At 31.3% G+C, this 20,127-nt stretch carries 19 protein-coding genes and 3 tRNA genes; 8 read left to right on the top strand and 14 right to left on the bottom strand.

Features of this window, described 5'->3' with window-relative positions:
* Nucleotides 1-24: 24 nt before the first annotated feature.
* From HYB91_RS11670 to HYB91_RS11655, 4 genes are all read right to left on the bottom strand, one after another.
* Nucleotides 25-98 (bottom strand) — tRNA-Arg (locus tag HYB91_RS11670).
* A gap of 9 nt (nucleotides 99-107) precedes the next feature.
* Nucleotides 108-194, bottom strand: a tRNA-Ser gene (locus HYB91_RS11665).
* A 26-nt stretch (nucleotides 195-220) separates the two neighbouring features.
* Nucleotides 221-305: transfer RNA gene (locus HYB91_RS11660), tRNA-Ser, on the bottom strand.
* 173 nt (nucleotides 306-478) lie between these two features.
* Nucleotides 479-1,822, bottom strand: a complete 1,344-nt coding sequence (locus HYB91_RS11655; protein ID WP_002673079.1) for a hypothetical protein — start codon at nucleotides 1,820-1,822, stop codon at nucleotides 479-481.
* A 170-nt stretch (nucleotides 1,823-1,992) separates the two neighbouring features.
* Here HYB91_RS11655 and HYB91_RS11650 point away from each other — a divergent pair, with 170 nt between their 5' ends.
* The 4 genes from HYB91_RS11650 (at nucleotide 1,993) to HYB91_RS11635 (ending at nucleotide 6,603) form a co-directional block, all read left to right on the top strand.
* Complete coding sequence (locus HYB91_RS11650) at nucleotides 1,993-3,168, top strand: M20 family metallopeptidase (RefSeq protein WP_002673066.1); 1,176 nt, start codon at nucleotides 1,993-1,995, stop codon at nucleotides 3,166-3,168.
* 15 nt (nucleotides 3,169-3,183) lie between these two features.
* Nucleotides 3,184-4,602 (top strand): MFS transporter, encoded by a 1,419-nt coding sequence (locus HYB91_RS11645; RefSeq protein WP_002673064.1) that lies wholly within the window; start codon nucleotides 3,184-3,186, stop codon nucleotides 4,600-4,602.
* A gap of 239 nt (nucleotides 4,603-4,841) precedes the next feature.
* Entirely contained in the window at nucleotides 4,842-6,071 is a 1,230-nt protein-coding gene (locus HYB91_RS11640) for a class I SAM-dependent methyltransferase (protein WP_002676565.1), read from the top strand.
* A gap of 13 nt (nucleotides 6,072-6,084) precedes the next feature.
* The gene (locus HYB91_RS11635) at nucleotides 6,085-6,603 is read left to right on the top strand and encodes a methylated-DNA--[protein]-cysteine S-methyltransferase (protein ID WP_002676566.1); all 519 of its coding nucleotides are present in this window, start codon (nucleotides 6,085-6,087) and stop codon (nucleotides 6,601-6,603) included.
* A gap of 242 nt (nucleotides 6,604-6,845) precedes the next feature.
* Here HYB91_RS11635 and HYB91_RS11630 read toward each other — a convergent pair whose 3' ends face one another.
* From HYB91_RS11630 to dnaN, 9 genes are all read right to left on the bottom strand, one after another.
* Complete coding sequence (locus HYB91_RS11630) at nucleotides 6,846-7,328, bottom strand: DciA family protein (RefSeq protein WP_002676567.1); 483 nt, start codon at nucleotides 7,326-7,328, stop codon at nucleotides 6,846-6,848.
* A gap of 20 nt (nucleotides 7,329-7,348) precedes the next feature.
* The gene (locus HYB91_RS11625) at nucleotides 7,349-7,489 is read right to left on the bottom strand and encodes a hypothetical protein (RefSeq protein WP_002676569.1); all 141 of its coding nucleotides are present in this window, start codon (nucleotides 7,487-7,489) and stop codon (nucleotides 7,349-7,351) included.
* Nucleotides 7,490-7,516: 27 nt separating this feature from the next.
* Nucleotides 7,517-8,179: a hypothetical protein gene (locus HYB91_RS11620; protein WP_002676571.1), complete on the bottom strand. Its 663-nt coding sequence runs from the start codon at nucleotides 8,177-8,179 to the stop codon at nucleotides 7,517-7,519.
* Nucleotides 8,179-8,703 carry a GNAT family N-acetyltransferase gene (locus HYB91_RS11615; protein ID WP_002666489.1) on the bottom strand — a complete coding sequence of 175 codons (525 nt, stop codon included), beginning with the start codon at nucleotides 8,701-8,703 and terminating at the stop codon, nucleotides 8,179-8,181. Before HYB91_RS11615 ends, HYB91_RS11620 begins: the two co-directional genes overlap by 1 nt.
* A 24-nt stretch (nucleotides 8,704-8,727) precedes the next feature.
* On the bottom strand, nucleotides 8,728-9,387 hold the full coding sequence (locus HYB91_RS11610) for a hypothetical protein (RefSeq protein WP_002676572.1): 660 nt from the start codon (nucleotides 9,385-9,387) through the stop codon (nucleotides 8,728-8,730).
* Between the two features lie 257 nt (nucleotides 9,388-9,644).
* A complete protein-coding gene (locus tag HYB91_RS11605) occupies nucleotides 9,645-11,552 on the bottom strand; it encodes a hypothetical protein (RefSeq protein ID WP_002676574.1) in 1,908 nt (635 codons plus the stop codon).
* A gap of 104 nt (nucleotides 11,553-11,656) precedes the next feature.
* Nucleotides 11,657-13,117 (bottom strand): ATP-dependent nuclease, encoded by a 1,461-nt coding sequence (locus tag HYB91_RS11600; protein WP_002694042.1) that lies wholly within the window; start codon nucleotides 13,115-13,117, stop codon nucleotides 11,657-11,659.
* Nucleotides 13,118-13,288: 171 nt separating this feature from the next.
* The gene (locus tag HYB91_RS11595) at nucleotides 13,289-14,362 is read right to left on the bottom strand and encodes a DNA replication/repair protein RecF (RefSeq protein WP_002676577.1); all 1,074 of its coding nucleotides are present in this window, start codon (nucleotides 14,360-14,362) and stop codon (nucleotides 13,289-13,291) included.
* Nucleotides 14,363-14,370: 8 nt separating this feature from the next.
* Complete coding sequence (dnaN, locus tag HYB91_RS11590; RefSeq protein ID WP_002673039.1) at nucleotides 14,371-15,474, bottom strand: DNA polymerase III subunit beta; 1,104 nt, start codon at nucleotides 15,472-15,474, stop codon at nucleotides 14,371-14,373.
* Nucleotides 15,475-15,744: 270 nt separating this feature from the next.
* Between dnaN and HYB91_RS11585 the strand changes: the two genes are divergently transcribed.
* The gene (locus HYB91_RS11585) at nucleotides 15,745-16,275 is read left to right on the top strand and encodes an O-acetyl-ADP-ribose deacetylase (protein WP_002676578.1); all 531 of its coding nucleotides are present in this window, start codon (nucleotides 15,745-15,747) and stop codon (nucleotides 16,273-16,275) included.
* Here HYB91_RS11585 and HYB91_RS11580 read toward each other — a convergent pair.
* Nucleotides 16,268-17,401, bottom strand: a complete 1,134-nt coding sequence (locus HYB91_RS11580; RefSeq protein WP_002676579.1) for a Fic family protein — start codon at nucleotides 17,399-17,401, stop codon at nucleotides 16,268-16,270. The genes HYB91_RS11585 and HYB91_RS11580 overlap by 8 nt on opposite strands.
* Before the next feature lie 182 nt (nucleotides 17,402-17,583).
* On the opposite strand from HYB91_RS11580, the gene HYB91_RS11575 reads away from it, so the two are divergent.
* From HYB91_RS11575 to HYB91_RS11565, 3 genes are read left to right on the top strand one after another with little or no spacing between them, the layout of a single operon-like run.
* Nucleotides 17,584-19,395, top strand: a complete 1,812-nt coding sequence (locus HYB91_RS11575; protein WP_002676580.1) for an ABC transporter ATP-binding protein — start codon at nucleotides 17,584-17,586, stop codon at nucleotides 19,393-19,395.
* A gap of 57 nt (nucleotides 19,396-19,452) precedes the next feature.
* Nucleotides 19,453-19,704: a hypothetical protein gene (locus HYB91_RS11570; RefSeq protein ID WP_002676581.1), complete on the top strand. Its 252-nt coding sequence runs from the start codon at nucleotides 19,453-19,455 to the stop codon at nucleotides 19,702-19,704.
* Nucleotides 19,688-20,098, top strand: a complete 411-nt coding sequence (locus HYB91_RS11565; RefSeq protein ID WP_002676582.1) for a type II toxin-antitoxin system VapC family toxin — start codon at nucleotides 19,688-19,690, stop codon at nucleotides 20,096-20,098. The genes HYB91_RS11570 and HYB91_RS11565 overlap by 17 nt, the downstream gene beginning before the upstream one ends.
* Nucleotides 20,099-20,127 lie beyond the last annotated feature (29 nt).

Genomic DNA, 20,127 nt, shown 5'->3' with positions numbered 1-20,127 from the left:
TTGAAATCTTCAGCCGGCTTTTAACGAGGCTAGGCGGGTTCGAACTGCCGACCTTCAGATCCGCAATCTGACGCTCTATCCAGCTGAGCTATAGCCTCAAAACTATTCGGAGTAGGGGGGATTCGAACCCCCGGTACCCGTAAGGGTACAACTCCTTAGCAGGGAGCCCGATTCGGCCGCTCTCGCACCACTCCAGAGTTTGTACAGTTACAAACATTATCGGAGCGAGAGGGATTCGAACCCCCGGTACCTCTCAGCACAACGGTTTTCAAGACCGCCGCCTTCAACCGCTCGGCCATCGCTCCAAAATGTAGGGTATATATTAACCTAAAAATATGGTTTTTGTCAATAGGTAAAATTTTGTTTTATTCTTGAAAGTTTATGCGATTGTTTTAATATGACAATAAATATACCTATACTGCTAGACCTCTGATATTCGAGGAAAATTTATCTTAAATTAAAAAAAATATTAAGTTTTTTAGATTATATTCCCTTGTGAATCGACACATAATAATTTATAAAATTTAGAAGGCCGTCCCCTATTTGGATTTATCTTATGTGAATATTCTCTTACATATGAGTTATCTTGTAATTCGTTTAAGATTCTATTCGAAGATCTGATTGTAACATTCAGTATTTGCGATAAAATTTTTGCAGTTATTACATTATCACCGGTCTTTTTTATATATGATATTATCTTGTATAGATAGATTTTATCGATTTCCATTTTTTCTGCAAGATTATCTATGCAAGGGTTCGCATTATAAACTGTACACTGTCTATCACCAGTTAATGGTCCCGTTATACATTGGTTTTCGGAAATAAAAAAACTACAATTTCCTCCATATTTTTTAGCTAAATCAAAAGAATTGATAGAATTACGCTTTGACTGGCTTATAGTCTTCCCGCTCCCATAACCTATGGTAATACTAATATTTTCCATTTTTAAAAAGTTTTGCAAATTACAGCTCGTCATATCATGTATAAAACAAGGTAAATCTTCGATAGTTGTAAAAAGATAAAAACCCGTCTCCTTTTTTTGTAAAATAATTTCAGGGTTGCGGTCTTTTATAAACAGGTATAAATTTTTTTGTAATGTTAATTGAATAATATCATTTTCGAGACATCCCGCCTTATTTAACGAAATTGAATCTGCATATATATAAGCCGAAAAAATTTTATTGTTTATTACTTTTTTTATTTGAATTTCATCTATAATTTCTTTAAAAAAATCCAGTAAATATGTTTTCGACGGGTAAATAAAATGATATTTTATTTGCTCATTTTTAAAATCACTCAAGAGCATCCCGAATTTTGTAATTGATAAATCTATCTTTTTTTCCCGCCATAATCGTTTATGATTTTCAAAAACAGTCGATATAATTTTTTCGGGAGTTCCTACATCCCACGGAAACATATATGGCCTTTTATTTTCAGGAAAAATCGACTTCAATCCCAGATCTCCGTTTTTCGTTTCAATATCTATATATACTCTTTCAGGTTTTAACTTTTTATTTAAAACAAAAATTTTTAATAATTCTTTGTATATATTTGCGATATCATCCGTTATAGTATAGCATGGCTTATTACATTCTTTTATTTTATCTTCAATGTAGTTATATAGCATAATACCGCTAAATACAAAAGCATCGACTTTATCATAATTTTGTTGAAAATATGTGATTATATCAAGGTTATTTTTTACAACCAAAAATAATAAGTTACAGTCCTTAGATATATCTTTTTCAATTTTTTTTAAATATATTTCATATCCTTCGCTTATAATCAAACCTATAGTTATTTTCGTATTTGTACAGTTCATTTATCAAGTCCTATTTTCTTTACAACACAAGTCTTGTTATAACACAGTATATAAAAATATACAAGTATTTTATGTAATTTATAATAAAATTTTGTTGACAGAACAGATGATTTCTATTAAAATATTAAAAGACATTAAAAGACATAACTTTTATTATGAGGAGGAAAGATATGGATTATTTAAAAAGAGCAAGGGAATTATCCGAACAACTTATTAAGGACAGAAGGCATATCCATTCCCATGCCGAAACAGGAATGAATTTACCCTATACTACCGAGTATGTGTTTAACAGACTTTCGGAAATGGGGTACAGCCCGACTAAACCGAAAAAAGGAGGTATCGTCGCACTTGTCGGCAGTCCCAAAGGGAAAACAATCCTTTTACGAGCAGATATGGATGCTCTTCCAATGACGGAAGAAAATGATCTGGATTTTAAAAGCATTAATACAAATTCAGCTCATACATGCGGACATGATATGCACAGTGCCATGCTTTTGACCGCAGCGAAAATGCTTAAAGAAAATGAAAAAAATTTAGCCGGAACAGTAAAATTAATGTTTCAACCGGGAGAAGAGGTTTTTGCAGGAGCAAGGGCAATGATTGAAGACGGCCTTTTAGAAAATCCTAAGGTTGATGCAGCTCTTGCATACCATGTAGGTGCAGGAAATATGCCCATAGGTATTCATTTATACAATAATAAAGAGGCATTATTGTATTCCAATACAGGATTTAAAATTAAAATCACAGGAAAAGGAGGCCACGGAGCATACCCTCATTTTTCCGTTGACCCTATTAATATTGCTGTACACACTTACTTAGCATTACAGGAATTAATAGCACGGGAAGCCGATCCTGCGGCAAAATGTGTACTGACAATAGGAAAATTCAATTCAGGGCAGGCAAATAATGCCATACCTGAAACAGCTGAGCTTGAAGGGACCCTTAGAACAGTCAGCACCGAGTTAAAGAATCAATTAACAACTCGGTTAAAAGAACTCAGTGCTGATATAGCAAAAGCATACAGAGGCCGTGCCGAGGTAGAAATTACATCGGATGTACCGCCTCTTTTATGTAATACGGCATTTACCGATGAAATTTTAAAATATATGAAGCAGGTTAATGTTCCTAACCAAAATGCAATCGGCGGTATACAAGCGAGTGCTTCTGAAGATTTTGCATTAATATTAGAGAAAGTACCAGGTACATATATGTTTTTATCTGCCGGTTTTACAGATAGGCAAACATATCAAGCCCATAATCCCAAAGTTATATTTAATGAAGATGTCCTTCCGATAGGAGCCGCTTATCTTGCGCATTGCGCAACAGAATGGTTAAAAAATAATTAAATAGGAGTAAATTTTATGAATAACAATACTATATACGAAGTTGCCATCCCCCTTCAGCGAAATAAAAAAATTGCTGTTATATTGGGCTCAATTTTCTTGATGTTTTCGGTTGCAGGTTTTGGTTTAAGTCTGGCTTTACTGCAGGGGCGAATTTTAGAAAGTATGAATGCAATGAATTACTTTTCTACATTGACTATATTTGCATCTTTAGGCTTGACAATACTTACGCCCATAGGAGGAAAACTCGGAGATCTTTACGGACGAAGAAATATTATAATAATATCGGGTTTAATAGCCGTATTATGCGGTGTAGGTATGGCTTTAACAAACAATGCTTTTATCTTTATGACATTAAGATTATTACTGGGAGTCGCTCAGGGAACATTTATCTCCGCACCATATATATTGATGGGTGAAATTAATGAAAAAAAGGATATTCCAAAAAGTATGGGTTATTTATCAAGTGCTATAGCGGTAGGGGGTTTTGGGAGCAGTATCATTGCAGGATTCTTAAGCGATAGAGGCTTGTTAAAAGCAGCGATTTTATTTCCTTCTATACCTTTATTAGCTGGAATTATTTTAATAGCTTTAAATCTTCCCAATAGAAAGAAAGGCAAAAAATCATCTATAGATATTTTAGGTATATTGTTTTTGGCTCTCTTTTTAAGTTCCTTACTGTTATCTTTAAATTACGGACCGAAAATAGGCTGGAACAATATAATCATTATTACGGCTTTACTATCTTCAATTGTATTTTTATTCCTTTTAATCAAAACGGAAAAAAAATCACTTGAACCGATAATACCATTACATTTATTCCTAAATAAAAAGTATTCGGTTTTATTGATTGTCGGTATTATATGTTATTTCTATCAAAATCAAATGAATGTATATGCTCCTTTGGCGATTCAAAATATACTTAATAAATCGGCAACGGTTTCCGGAGCTTTACAACTGCCCAGAACAATTATTACAATGATTTTACCGATTATTTTCGGAACATGGCTCGGCAAAAGAAAAGATAAATATTGGCTTGCCATTACATTTGCCGCAGGCATACCTTTTATAGCTTTTCTTTCATTAAGTTTTACAAATTCAGCCTCTCCGGTTTTGTTGTTCTATATCGCAATTTCTCTTACCGGTATTGCAGAAAGTTTTAGATCTGTATCAATAACGCCGGCAGCACAGGCAACATTGCAGCCGCAAGAACTTGGTATCGGAACATCATTAATTACTTTCATGAATTCCATTTCTTCCCTTGTTGCGGCTACTGCAACAGGAATAATATTTGACTCAAATAAAAATAATATGGGTACAGCTATAAATAAGATATTTACGCTTACTGCAGCCGTATCTTTGTTGGGAGTGCTCATAGCCGCTTTTATAGTAAGAAAGCAAGATAAAAAAGATACGGCAAAAGCTTCTTCCAATTAAAAAATTATAAAACATAATAACTTTTTACTCTGTAAATCTTTCGATTTACAGAGTATATTTTCAAAAAGCATTTGATTCTTGTGGAGTTACCCTAGTAAAATAAATATACTATATAGAACTTCTTTTTAAACTACATATTACTAGCTATCTATATAATTAAAACATAAATGTTTCACGTGAAACATTTTGCATTCTTGTATCACATAAGGTTTTATGATAAGATATTACCGGAGCATTGTATGAATACAGTATCAATAGAAAAAGCAGCGAAACTTTGTATTGAGCATAATATTATTTCAGGTTTTTTTTCAAAGCCGGTAAAAAAAGATTCACATATTCAAAAAATAAAATTAAGAAAAATAATGTTAAAAAATCAAGAACAATATCAATTAGAAATCTTTGAAGCCGCAAAGGTTTTTCATAAAAATCTTTTACCTCAAAATCTTCAAAAAGAACTTGAAGATCTTTTTTTTGAATTTAAGATTGCAGAATTTAACGCTTCAAATAATCAACTTATTTTTTTGCAAAATAATAAAGGGGTTATTCATTTTAAGACAAAACCGATAAAAAAAGAAAAACTTTTAAGTAAAGGGAATGCATCGATAAACGAAAGTTTTGAACACAATAAGCAAAAAGAATATATTTTAAGCACTTCCGAAATGCCGCTCTTTTTAAAAAAACTTAACTTTTTTACCGATGACGGAAAGATTATTCAAAGCAAATACCATAAATTCCGGCAGATAAATAAATATCTGGAATTTATAAAATCCGTTTTACCTGAACTAAAAGATATTTTAAAAGAAAAGGAAGAGCTGCAGATTGTTGATTTCGGCTGCGGAAAGGCCTATTTAAGCTTTGCCCTTTATTATTATTTAACTGAAATCGAAAAATTACCCGTTAAGATATGCGGCTTGGATCTAAAAGAAGATGTAATAGATTTTTGTAATCAATTAAGCCGGGAATGCCGTTTTGATAATTTAGTCTTTAAAGTCGGAGATATAGGCCGATTTAAGTTTAATACACCGCCGGATATGGTGATAAGCCTCCATGCCTGCGATACGGCAACGGATTTAGCTATAGCCAAGGCTGTCAAAAGCAATACAAAAATAATATTCGCAGTTCCCTGCTGCCAGCATGAGCTTAACACTCAAATTCGTAAAAATAAGGAGAAGATAATAAAGTCGCTATCCCCGATACTTGATTACGGCATTATTACCGAAAAATTTGCATCCTTGCTTACAGATACGATTAGAGGAAAATTACTGGAATCGGAAGGGTATAAGGTAAGCGTTGAAGAGTTTATCGAAACGGAACATACGCCTAAAAATATTTTAATCAAGGCGATAAAACTTGATGATGAGGCAAAAAGTAAAACGGTACTTATTGAAAAAGCCAAAGAAGAATTTAAAGAGATAAAAAAAGCTTTTTTAATTGAAGCTTGTCTAGAAAAACTTTTAAATGAAAACTAAGACTGAGGTATTTATGGTATACAAAAATTTTGATAGTCCGATTGGAAAGATACTAATTATTGCAGATAATTCAGGTCTAAAAGAGTTAAGATTTATAAAAAAAGATTCCATTACAAATCTACCTGAACAAACTCAAGATAATTTTACAAAGGCCGTAAAAATATGCCAACAAGCCAAAGAAGAATTACAAAAATACTTTGAAGGAAGTTTAAAACAGTTTACGGTACAGCTTTCTCCTGAAGGTACGGATTTTCAAAAGTCCGTGTGGAAAGAGCTTTGTAAAATTCCCTATGGAAAAACTCTATCCTATAAACAAATAGCAGCAAATATAAATAATCCCAAATCTTGCCGAGCCGTAGGAAATGCTAATGGAAAAAATCCTATCCCAATTATAATTCCATGTCACAGAGTAATTTGCACAGGCGGAAAATTAGGCGGTTTTTCTGCAGGTTTGGATCGCAAAAGATTTCTTCTGAGTCTTGAGCAAAAAGAGTGTCAAATCGAGTTAATTCCTCTTGTGGATAACTTGTGATAAACTTAGGTTAAAATTTAGCATCAAAGCAATGTTTCACGTGAAACATTTTTAGTTGCGGCATAAGCAAAAATAAGCATAAAATAGCCTTTTTGGTGGACTTTTTAGAGTTTTATCACCTTTTTTCTTCCTTTTTCAAAAAAGAGATATTGATATAAAAATATTTTATAAAATATTCTAATTTTTGCCTGTGGATAACTTGTTTATTAAATTTGAATAACTGTGAATATATTTCTTTTTATTTATTTTTTTAATATGGATTTTTTTAGAGCTTTTAAAGCTTTTACTAATTCGGGCGGAAGATGTTTATCGGGTTCATCAGTTGTTTTTGGATTATCTTCTTCAATATCTATAGATAAGTTCTGATTAAGATTTTCAGATACATCAGAATTTCTCTTTAGTTCAAATTCGGAGTCAACAAAAATCGAAATATTTTTTACATCTAATGCCGGATAAAATTTGTTAAAATTATATATGATTTTTTTCTTCCGTATTAAAAGCTGCTGACTCCAGCCTGTATGCTCGGTTTTTATGATTGCCGTTTCATTTTTTATATCATAAAGCTCGCAATATGCAGCCAATTTTTTATCGCCTATGACTTTTTCCCATCCTTCAAAAACGGATAGGGCTTGCTCGTTATTAAGGTTCGAGGAAATTTCAGCCATTTCATTAAACTTTTGAGAAAAATTATCTACTATTTCTTTTGATGTTTTAAAAAGTTTCATATTTTTTATTCATAAAGATTTTAACTTAATACAATTTGCCCCAAGGCTTTTTCAAGTAAAATAATGATTTGCTGTGCAATAGTTCTATTTTCATTTTTTGCGGCATAAGTAATTTTTCTATAAATATCTTCAGGACATTCTCTTACTTGCAATAGCGGCATATCGCACCTCCTTGCATACACTATACATCATTTTATATGATTAAACAATGGAGAAAGGCCGGCTTTAAGTTTATTAATTTCTTTTAAGCCTGTAAAATAATTATCTTTTATCCGCACCATTCTTAAAAGAGAGCTCTGCATCTTTGAATTTACATTTATTCTTGTACTTATGTAAAATTCGGCTTCCGGCTTTTTTTCTTTGAAAAGCACAAGTTGGGATTCAAGTTTATTATAGTATTTTTTATAATCGAATCCGAGCTCTTCAAATACTCCATCAGTCAACAAAGAAGGACCGCAAATCCTGTTTTTCATGCTGTTTACATAGGCACTTCTTATTAAGAAGGCAAGGGTATAGCTTTCACTGTCGGAAAGACAAAAGTCCATTCCCTTCCTTGTTCCGCCTTTTAAGTGATTGTTTTTAGTTTTATGCACATAGAGCTTCCCGAAATTGTTTTTTTGCTTCTCATTGCGATGCACACAATCATCTTCAAAGCAAGCTTCTTTAAAAAAATACGCTTCTATTTCGATGGGATCAATTGTAACAAAGCCCTTATTTCCTTGTATTTTAAATACATAACCCGATAAAAGGGTGTACATTATATCTTGTAGGATAAGAACTATTTTTTTATGTGATGTTTCTTTTAAGAGATTATCTATTTTTGTTTTTAGGTCTGAAAAGGTTTGCTGCATTAGTTCTCCTTTTTTGCTTTTAACAATGCAATAGTAAGATCATCATCTACAACAACCCTCTCATTGTATTTTACATTTATGTTTTTATAAATTAATCCGTTTCCATCAGGGACATATCCTCTTTTTATATACAGTTGATGAGCTTTTCCATAATCATTTGTTAAACCAACTTGAAGACCGCATAAATTACTCTTATAAAATATTCGTCTTTCCGCTTCTTCCATTAATGCCGTAGCAATTCCCTTTCTTTGGTACTTTTTTAAGACATTCAAATCTTTTATTTCAGGAATATCATTTTTATAAAAGAATGTGTATTCTGACTTCCATTGAATTATACAATATCCTGCAAATTTATTATTATCTTTAGCCAATAGAACATCAATTAAACCATTGTTTTGATCATCCATGTATTGGATATATTGCTCAATTGGTTTTTGCCATTGTTGTTCTTCAAAGCTTTTTGAAATTTCATAACAGTCATTTGCTATTATTTTAGAAATGTTAATAATTCTTGTATCACTCATTCTTTATATATCTGTTTTAAGTGGTTACTTTTTTTGGTATTTACTACTAAAAAGGGCATTTAATTTAACTGCTAAAATATTTGCTTGTTCATTAAATACTTCATTTTTTGCTTGTTCAATAATTTTATCGTTAAAAAACTTATTTTTTTTCATTATCTTTGTTACAAGTCTATCAGAAGCAATTACTGCAGTCGTTTGGTTATCTATTAATGAAAATTCAACATCAGATTTAAATTCTATCTCTCCTTTTATAAATTGGGTGAATGACATCTCTGTTCTTGATTCTGAATAAAAGACTAAAGTATATTCACAAAGTGAGCGAATTCCAATTTGCTGAATATCATCAAAAGTTAATTTATTTGGTATCATTATTGATGGTACAGAAACAAATTTTTCTACTCCGTTTATTAAATTACTTTTTTTCATTATTTCAATAGAAAAATCTGCAGAATATGGACTTTGCTTATCTATAAATAAAATCGCTATAGAAACAATTTTATTTGGAGGAAATTTCGTTTCAAGGATTGTTGCTATCATTTCTTTTGAAAAAGCAGAATTACTCGTAACGATTTGTGTTTGGTTAAAGGAGCTTTCTCTTGTTCGAAAACTATCATAACCGGAGGTTGTACAGCTTGAAAGCATCATAATTAAGAGTGTTAAAAAAATAACTTTACGAATAGCCATTTTATTCCCCTTCTCAGTAATATTTTTATATAATAATATCGCTTTTTGCACAAAAATACAAGGTTTTGAAACAATAATATTATATATAAAGACTATTGTTTATATCTGCAGAAGCAAAGTCTATAAGATTTTTTTCTATCCGTAAATTAATTTACGATCGCCAATGTTTATTGGAATTATTGTTTCATTTTCAATCTGAAAATCAATTGCTATCCTATATTGCATGTTTATAGAAGTTGTCAGCGTTGGAGCGAGTGTTAGGTTTTATTTATATTACATAATTCATCATTTATTTTTATTATATAAATTACAAGTATTTTTATAAACGTCAAATAATGATTATAATATATATTACTACTCTTATCTACCTGAGGTTGTGTACCATGCACATATCTATTTCGTAAATCAAGTGAATTCCCATATTTAGACCTATTAAGATAGTAATTTAAATAATCCTGTTCACTTTGAGAAAACAAAGTTCCTTCAAAATAAAGGTAATCAGCAGCAATTAGTTCATCAACTTTTCGTTGTAAGAGAGTAGGGATATTTAAGTAATTAATTGTTTCATAATAATATAGTTCGTAAATAATTTTAATAAAAGAAATATCTTTCAAAACTAATTCATTATTACTGTTTTCTGCGAGAATTTGTTTCTCAAGCAGCCAGTCTATCTTATTCTGTAAATAATCGTTATAATCAGAACGACGCACTATGCGTTTACGGATTAAATCGAAAAAACATTTATAAGTTACCGTGTCATTTTCAATATAACTAAGCATACACTGATCTGAAAACAGAAGATAGCATACTTGATTGAATTCCTTACTTTTAGGGTATACGTACTTCTTCTTAAAAAAACTTTTACAACTAGAGAAAGATAAGGCATTTGTGGAGATTTCTAACAAATCTTTGTCGATATATCCATTTTCAACCAATAGATTGAACTTTTTCAATAATCCTTCAAGTTCCGGAACTATTGTTCTGCATTTTTCAAAATATGTCGTACCATATGTTGGTAAGATAATAGAATAATTATCTACTTGAAAATATTCAGGAAGGTAATCTGTAAAAAACCATGACAGAACATTTTCAATATTTATATTAAATGATTTAAGTAAATGTATGTACGTATGTAATTGTATATCGGCTATGTATTCTTTTTGGTGAAAAAACATATTAACATTATAGTTGTTTCTACCCTTTACGCCAAAAAATTTTTCTGTTATTCCAGCTTCACTATCTTTACTTGTGAGAGTTATTCGCATTTGCTCATCTGCATATTCAAATAAGTATATAAAGTTGTTCAATAGTGTATTAAAGTCTAAATTATCTTTTACCCAATTATAACTATATACTAAATGAGTTACTCCGTTTTCATGTGTAACAAGAGATTCTACACAAGTATCTCTTGAGTATTCAATACTAATACCAGTAGTAAACTTATAACTATTTTTGAATAATAAATTACATTCTTTATCAAACCTCTTTGATGCAAGTAATTTCGTTTTATCCGAAATTCTTAATCCTTTACGGTTTATTATTGTAGTGATTAATTCAAGATAATTAACATTGGGATTATCACTTTCAATATAGCCTTTTAATAATTCTTCCTTATCGTTTTCTGTTATAGATGCTGGTAAATACAGATGTTCTGTATTTACAAAGGCATCTGCTTCATAGATATCTAAAATTATGGTTGCATTACTAGGATCATTTTTAAAATATACTCCTAAACATGTATCAAATTGTTTCACGATTTTTTCATGTTGTAATATCAAGTTTATATGAGGTTTTTCCATATTAAGAAATGCATAAAATTCTTCATTACTGAAGTTTTTATATATATTGTATTGAGTAATAAATTCCCAAAACTCAGAATAATATTCTTTTTCAACTGATAGATATAATGTACTAAGAGATTTCGTTTTAATTGATAACAAAAAGGATTTTATCATTTTTTTTATATCATTTTCAACTCCTATTTTCCAATCAACTATAAGTCCTGCATCAATGTATTTCAAAATAGAGTATAACTCTAAAACATCATTCAGATTTTTTAAATCGGATGAAAAGTCGATTTTCTTTAATATAGATTTAGCAAGGTGTATATTATACGAAGTCGCGAGATCAGAAGGGCTGTAATATTTTATTCTACATCTTTCCAAGACTAAAAACCTCCGCCCGAAAAGATCCTAACAGAGTTTCAAACTGCAATACAGCTTGTCCGCAATGTCGGCTTTAAAAACGGTGTTATGCTTTTTTAATATAACTATTTAGACATAACGATTTTATTTAAATTATTTTTTAATGTATCAAAACTAATATTATTCATAATGTCATCAGATAATCTATTTATAAATACATCTTCTGAGATATGTCTATTTTCCAAATCTTTTCTTAATTTAAAATATAATTTTTTATCTGGCTGAGAAACATCCTCCTTATATTTTTCATAAAATTCAGAAATTAACGTATCTAAACTATTAACATTAAAATACTTATCATTAATTATTTTCTTTATTTTTATATCAGGATTTTTTATAATAACATCATACAGAAATTTTTCAACGCTTTGGATTGGTAAAAATAGTTTTTTCAAATCCTTATACTCGCTTGGTACATGGTCTCTTATATCTCCATCAAGAATACTAATTATTTGTTTGCCAACACCAAGTACATTATTTGATAATAAATCTTTTTGTAATCTTAAGACATTCTCCCATCCTCCAACTGGAGTTACATGAATAAGTTTACTTGAGCAAAGGTTTTCAGAAGCAAATAATTTATCTATAATAATCTTTGCTAATTGGTCTTCCACTAAAAAAAGAAAATCATAACCATCATGACGATATACATCGCGTATAATATAACTTGGAAATCCAGGATTTACAACATTTATAATACCATTTTCATTTTCAACTTTATAAATATTATTTGGCTTTATTTTTTGTATAACTTCAGGAGAATGTGATGTCAAAATGACCATAAGATTATTATATTCATTAACAAGCTGATTTAATAAATCTATAAATCTACTAACAGCAATTGGATGAAGAGCAAGTTCAATTTCATCGACTAAAATCAAAACTATTTTATCTGTAGGCAGAGATTTTCTAATTATAGCATTATAAATAAAGTGTAAAAGAGAAACAAGTAAACACTCTCCAGAACTCATTCTATATTGACTTATTAAATGTTTATCAATCTCATTAAAGTAAGGCGTATTATTAAGTTTATATCTTTCTGTAATATATTTATTTTTAATTCTTTTAAGTTTTGGATATTTATTAGGTACTCCATGTAAAATAAAACTTAATTTTTCTTTTACATAGTCATCAGCATCAACAATATTGTTGATATCAAGTCTGCCTTCTTTTAATATTTGGTCAATTTTTTTAGAATTATCAAATCTTGTCCCGTAAAAAAGACTTCCCTCATACATACCATTTAAAGCATTATTTATTTTATTCAATCTCCAACCATTTTTCGCACACCATTTATCTTTCTGTCCATCAATATCAGTCTCTACAATAGAATCTTGATTATAATCATCATTTTTTAATCCCTTAAAATTCTTTTTCAACAGTGCTTGTGATAAAGTAAGTAAAAGCGTACTTTTTCCACATGCATTATTACCGACAATTAAATTTAAACTGTTTTGTAAAGGAAATTCAAAATACCCTTCTTTAATGTTTTTAATATTTTTAATACTTATTTTCAGTGAATCCATAATTTTCTCTTCATAGTTTATTAAACTACCACAACCCTATCGTGTAAGCATAATATCATTTCAACTCTTCCTCACTATACCATAAAAATCAATTTGGTTCAATATAAAATGATAAAAATTTATAAATTAAACTTTTTTACTATATTAATAATAACAAAAATACTACTCCCTCTACACACTAAACCTACCATCTTCAACGAAAAATATTTTGGTGGTTTCTTTTTGGTAGTTTTTGTAGGGTTCGCCGGGGAGGAAGGTGCAGAAGAGTTGTTCGTAGGGGGGGAGGAGTTCCATGAACTTTTGGCGTTTTTCGGGGTCGAGTTCTAAAAGAATATCGTCCATCAAAAAAATGGGTTTTCGGCCGGTTTTTTCGGAATAGATTTTAGCTTGAATCATTCTTAAAACAAGGGAGATAAGCCGCCTTTGGCCGTTTGAGGCTCTTTCGGTAAAGGGCTTTTTATCTTTTATAAAATGAATGCGGTCACGGTGGGGGCCTATAGAACTTGTCCTATCAATCAAATCGTTTTGGCGTTTTTCTGCAAGCAAGATAAGCAAATCTTCTTCACTTTCTACCTTAATCGAAGGGCGGTAAACCATTTCTACACCGGAAACGCCGCTTATTTCCTCATAAATTAAAGAAAAATGCTTTGCATACTCTTCTACAATATTTTTTCTTTCGTTTGTGATTAAAAGAGCAAGGGAAGCAAAAATTTCATCTATAGAATCTAAAAGAGAAGCTTTTTTTTGTTCTAAAATTATATTTCTTGATTTTAAGGCCTTTGAATATTTTACTAAGGCTTCTATAAAGTCGGAATTACACAGCGAAACCGATTGATCTATAAAAAACCTCTTTCTTGAAGGAGTTCCGACTGCAAATTCTATATCATCCCCATGAAACAAAATACATGGAATAGTGCTTATCAATTCCTTAGAATTTTTAATTTTTTTAAAATTCTTTTGAATGTCTTTTTTTTTATCTTGAATTATTATCGAAATAGTATGACTTATATTATCGCTTTCTTTATAAAGAGCTCTTATACTGAATTCTTTTTCATCTTTTGTACATATCTGAGCTAAAGAACGGGTTCTAAATGAAGTTCCATAGGAAGAAACATAGAGAGCTTCTAAAAAATTAGTTTTCCCCTGTCCGTTTTTTCCTACTAAAAAAACTTCAGGGGAAGAAATATCTACTGTGGCATTTTCCAGATTTCTAAAATTATAGAAAGAAGCGGAAAGAAAGGGCACTTATAACCTTACTCCGTCTGCATAGGCATTATTATATGGAAAAAGTCTTCTTCAGGTTCAGGTTTTAAAGTTATAGCTTTCATAGCTTCGGTAAATTCTACCTTTATTCTGTCTGAAGTGATGGTCTTTAAAGGATCTTCTATGTAAACATAGTTTAAGGCCAGCATAACTTCTTGACCGTCATATTTACAAGGAATTTCTTCGCGTGCACTTCCTATTTCATTTTCTTGAGAAGAAATAATAAGAGAGCCGGGAAGAATGTTTAAAAATATTCTTCTTGTTTTTAATTCTACTAAAAGAGAAACTCGTTTTAAAGCTTCTATAAATTCAGTTCTTGAAACTTCAAAAGAAAGGTTCTGATTTTCAGGGATTACTCTTTCATAATTGGGGAATTGACCGTCAATCAAAACAGAAGAGAATTTATAAGAATTAAAATTAAAGAATATGTTTTTTTCACCGATTCCTACTTCTATATTTCCTTCATCAGATGCTCTTTTGTTGATGATGTTCAAAATTTTAGGAGGAACAATTACTCCTTTAAACTCGGGAATAGGTATTCCGAAATTTTTCTTAATATGAGCAAGACGTCTTCCGTCAGTTGCAACAAAATATAAGGTATCTTCTTTATTTTCGATATAAACACCGTTCATAAAATAGCGTGTTTCATCATCTGAAACCGAAAAGATAGTTTGATGAATCATTTCTTTAAATTCTTTTGTAGGAATATTAAAGAAGTTTACATTTGTGGGTTCCGTAAATGCAGGGAAGTCGTTTTCAGGTATTGTCTTAAGTTGGAATTTTGCTTTTTTTACTACCGATTTTATCGTGAGTTTTTGGTCTTTTTGTTCTATTTCTACTTCACCAGAAGGCAGAGATGAAAGAATACCTGCGAATTTATCGCAAAAAACAGTTGTTGAGCCTTCTTCTATTATGTTTACAGGTATTTTTGTTTCAAAGCTGACTTTTATATCGGTAGCCTTTATTGTAAGGCTTCCGTCTTTAACCGATAACAATACATTTGAAAGAATCGTTAAAGCCGTTTTTGTAGCGATAATTTCCTGAGCGATGGATATTTCTTTTAAAAGAGTGTCTCTGTCAAAACTTATTTTCATTTTTTTCTCCTTATATCTTTTATAATAATTAGTAGTTATAGTAGTAAGCCATGTGAATTTGTTGATAAGTTACTTAATTCTATATTGAATATGGAATTAAAATATTTATAAGTCCGTAAAATTATAAACACCTTATTACTGGTTATACAGCAATAAAAAAGTTATCCACAAAACTTGGTTATATATTAACATATATTCTAAAAAAAATACAGAGGTTATACAGTCAAAATATGGTGTTTTATTTTGACTTTTATGTTATAATCTATAATTATGGAAAATACAAGTACTTTAATAGAAATAATAAATGCCGATATTACAAAATTAAAAGTAGATGCTATCGTAAACGCTGCAAATACTACTCTTTTAGGCGGAAGCGGTGTTGACGGGGCTATTCATGCCGCTGCAGGCCCTGAATTATTGGAAGAATGTAGAACCTTAAAGGGCTGTAAAACAGGGGAAGCTAAGATAACGGGAGCCTATAAACTTCCTTCAAAATATGTGATTCATACTCCCGGCCCTGTTTATAAGAACGGAAAAAACGGAGAGGCGGAACTTTTAGCGAATTCTTATAGGTCTTGTTTGAATTTAGCTTTTGAATACGGCTGTAAATCCATCGCTTTTCCCTGTATAAGTACCGGAGTTTACGGTTATCCTAAAGAAGAGGCTGCAAAAATAGCCTTAAATGAGATTTCCTTATTTTTAAAAGAACATAAGTATTGTATGAAGGTTTTTATCGTCTGCTTTGGAAAAGAAAATGAGGAGATTTATAAAAAATTAATGGAAAAAAATTATACTACATAAAAAGTTCGACGTATTTATTAAAAACAAATATTCTATTTCGTGAATATCCTGTACGTTCTTTGAGTATATTCAGTCCGATAAAGGCATCTATTAAGCTATTGGCTGTTTTGGCTGTAATTTTCATTTCTTTTTGGAGGGCAGTACTTGTAATAACGGGACTATGAAAAAGGAAATATAAAAATTCGTTTGCCGTTTTGGTACGTTTACCAAGAGAAAGCAGCTTGTTTTTTTCCAAATCGGTTTTTAGCTCAATTATTTTCTTTAAGGTTTGTGCCGAATTTTCGGCAGTTTGACTTACTCCCTCTAAAAAATACTTTATCCATTGAGACATATCATTTTTTGTCCGCACAAAGGTGAGGTTATCATAATAAAGGGTTTTATTTTTTTCAAAAAAATCGGAAAGATATAAAAGAGGTTTTTGTAAGACCTTACTGTGTACCAAATAAAGACTTATCAAAAGTCTGCCGATTCGTCCATTTCCGTCTAAAAATGAATGTATTGTTTCAAATTGGTAGTGGGCTATTGCAATACGTATTAAGTGCGGAATGTTGATATTGGTATTATTTAAAAAAAGCTCCAAGTCCGATAAAAGCTCGGGAAGTTCTTCATGTGCAGGAGGAATAAAAACTGCATCCGAAAGAGTTGTCCCGCCTATCCAATTTTGAGAAATCCGGAATTCTCCCGGACTTTTATGTTCTCCTCTTCCGGTTGAAAGCAATATTTTATGAGTATTTTTAATCAGACGATTTGAAAGGGGTAAATTTTCAAGCTCCTGTATTGCGTTATTCATGGCTTTTACATAATTATGAACTTCCTGCCAATCGTTTCTTTTTTCGGGGTCTAAATTGTCTTGTTCATTTAATGCTTCTTCAATATTTGTTCGAGTTCCTTCAATACGGTTTGATATAACGGCTTCTTTAAAAATATGCATTATGATAAACATATCTGCATCAGGAACCAGAGATGAAAAAGAATTTAAGGCTCCTAAATGAAAAGAAGCTTTTTCTAAAAGAGTGTTAATAGAGGTATCTTCCCATGAAAAATCATGATTTATCTTTTCAGGCATAAAATATTGATATTTATATCCTTGTTTTAAGCTGCCGGATTTAAAGTCTTTTATATCCATTTTTTCTCCCAATGGATTTATTTTAACATAAATTTAGCAAAATAGCAAGTTATAATTTACTTTAAAGGCTTAAAGTAAATTATGAGAATTTATAATTTACTTTAACGACGATTCTTGGTGTATTTTCGTGCTTGACAATATAATTTCTTTATTTATAATGTACTCAATTTAGGTAAATTTAAATGACTCCTAAGACTTTAAACTTTAAAAATAATTTTTTTTCGATATTGCCTTTTAGACAGCTTTCGGTCTTGTTCTTTTTGGCCCTTGTGTCGGCCTTGGCTCCCTTTGTGAGTTTTTGGGCTCTTTCAAAAACAATCGATGCTCTTTCAAGCATTTCCCAAATTCAAAATGTCATTCTATACATAATTTTTATAGGGGCATTTTTAGTTACAAACGACAGTTTTGAAGCTATCCGCTGGACCTATTCTACCTATATGGAAGGGAAAATCTTTTTGGAAATGAAAGAAAGGCTTTTGGAAAAGGTTTCAAAATATGCGTACATAGACATCTTTGAAAATCCGGATTTTTTAAATAAGCTAAGACTGGCCGATCAACTCATTCCCAAATTTAACAGCTTTTTTAATTCTCTTGCTATGCTTTTTTCGGGAGTGTTGGGTTCTTTGCCTTTTTTATGGATTGGAATTACGACAGCTTGGTGGGTGCCCCTTGCTCTGATAACGGGTTTTTTACCGAGTTTAATTATAAAATGGAATCTTGAAGAAAGGCTATGGGCATTGGAAATTCAAAACGGAGAGTCCTATAAGGAGGCCGCTGTTCATGAGCACATTCTTTTGGATTCTGCCTTTGCAAAAGAAATACGCCTGTGGAATGCCGCTTCATTTATTCTAAAAAGATGGAAGAAAAATAGATATAATCTTTTAAGGGAAACTTCCCGTCTTAGAAATAAAAGCATGGGAATGACCCTTTTAGCCCATATTTTTGAGGGGCTTGTAGATTGTGCTGTGATTGCATACTTATATATGCTTGTAAGCCGAAACGCCTTAACAACGGGAGCCTTCGTTTTTGCGGTTACGGCGGTTATTCAGCTACGGCAAAATGCCTTTACTGTGCTTTTATTCGGTGTCGATCTTAAAAGCGATTTTAACAGGTTAAAGCCTTATTTTGATGTTATAAACTACGATGAAACTATGATCGAAAAAAGTCAGTTCTATGATGAGAAAATAAATCCTCCTCAGACAGCACAAAATGCTATAGTTTTAAAATCTCTTTCATTTTCTTATCCTAAATGTGAAGAAAAGGCTCTTAAAGATATAAACCTTGAAATTAAAAAAGGAGAAAAAATAGCCCTTGTCGGGGCAAACGGTTCCGGTAAATCTACTTTGATTAAAATCATAAGCGGAATGTATCCCGATTTTGAAGGAGCCTATTTTTTTAATGGGAAAAATTCAAAAGAGATTGCGGTTAATGATTTAAGAAGGTCTTTTGCGGCCGTTTACCAAGACTTTGCCCGTTTTCCTATGACATTTGAAGAAAATGCGGCAATTTCCGAGATTGCCGAGCAGTTTAATGATGAGCCGGATTCTTTTAAAGCTGAAAGAGAAGAGTTTAAGATAGATGCCTTTAAATTTGAAGAGCTTTGTAAGTGTTTTCCGATAGCAAACTCTATGTTAGAACCTAAAACCCTGCTTACCAGACAGTTTGAAGGAGGGCTTGATTTATCGGGAGGCCAATGGCAGAGGCTTGCCCTAATGCGTTGTGCTTGGGCGGATAGGGAAATAATCCTTTTGGACGAACCTACCTCGGCTCTTGATCCCGATTCCGAGCACGAGGTTCTTGAAGCTATGATTGAACTTATGAAAGGAAAAACGGCGATAGTCGTTACACACAGGCTAGCCCTTTGCCGCAGTGTCGATAGAATAATCGTAGTTGAAGACGGCTCAATCGCCGAAACCGGCACTCACACCGAGCTTATAAACAAAAACGGCCGCTATGCCGAAATGTTTAAAAAACAAAGTGCCCGGTATGGCTGATAAATTAATATATTGACAGATATGAGGGCATAAAGTATATTATTAGTGGAGGCATTTATGAGTGATTTGTTATTGAAACGATATAATTTACTTCCAAAAGAATTTCAGAGCGAGGTTCAAAATTATATTGAATACTTGCTCTTAAAATCAAAAAAAAATAATAAAGGCTGCTCTAAAAAAAATGGCCGCAAAGAAAAAATTGTTGCATATGAAAATTTATTAAACTATACAGGATGCATACCTTCCGATATTGATTATAAAAAGGAATATATGGAAGCGGCTTTAAAAAAATATGAAAGTATTACTTGATACGAACATAATAGTCGATTTTCTATCAAAACGGCCAGTGTTTTTTAATGAGGCTGAAAAAATAATAAGTAAATGCAGAGATGGAGAAATAATAGGCATAGTGGCAGTTCATACGGTTTCTACTCTGTTTTATTTATTAAAAAAATATGTTTCACCGGAAACCTTGAGAGATATTTTTTATAATTTATTTGAAATTATTGAAATTGGAAGAGCCGATAAGAATTCCGTTTTGGAGGCCTTGAAAAATACGGAATTTACTGATTTTGAAGACGGATTGCAATATCAATGTGCCTTAGAAGAATTTGTTGACTGTATAATTACACGGAATAAAAAAAATTTTTTCTCTTCAAAAATACCGGTTTATACACCTTCCGAGTTTTTAAAGAGCTTATAAGCAAAAAAGCCCTCGATTTCGAGGGCTTT

The organism is Treponema sp. B152, assembly GCF_024181665.1.
In the GTDB taxonomy this organism is placed as follows: domain Bacteria; phylum Spirochaetota; class Spirochaetia; order Treponematales; family Treponemataceae; genus Treponema_B; species Treponema_B denticola.
The sequence above is the reverse complement of the archived record's forward strand: the minus strand, read 5'-3'. Positions and strand labels throughout refer to the sequence as shown.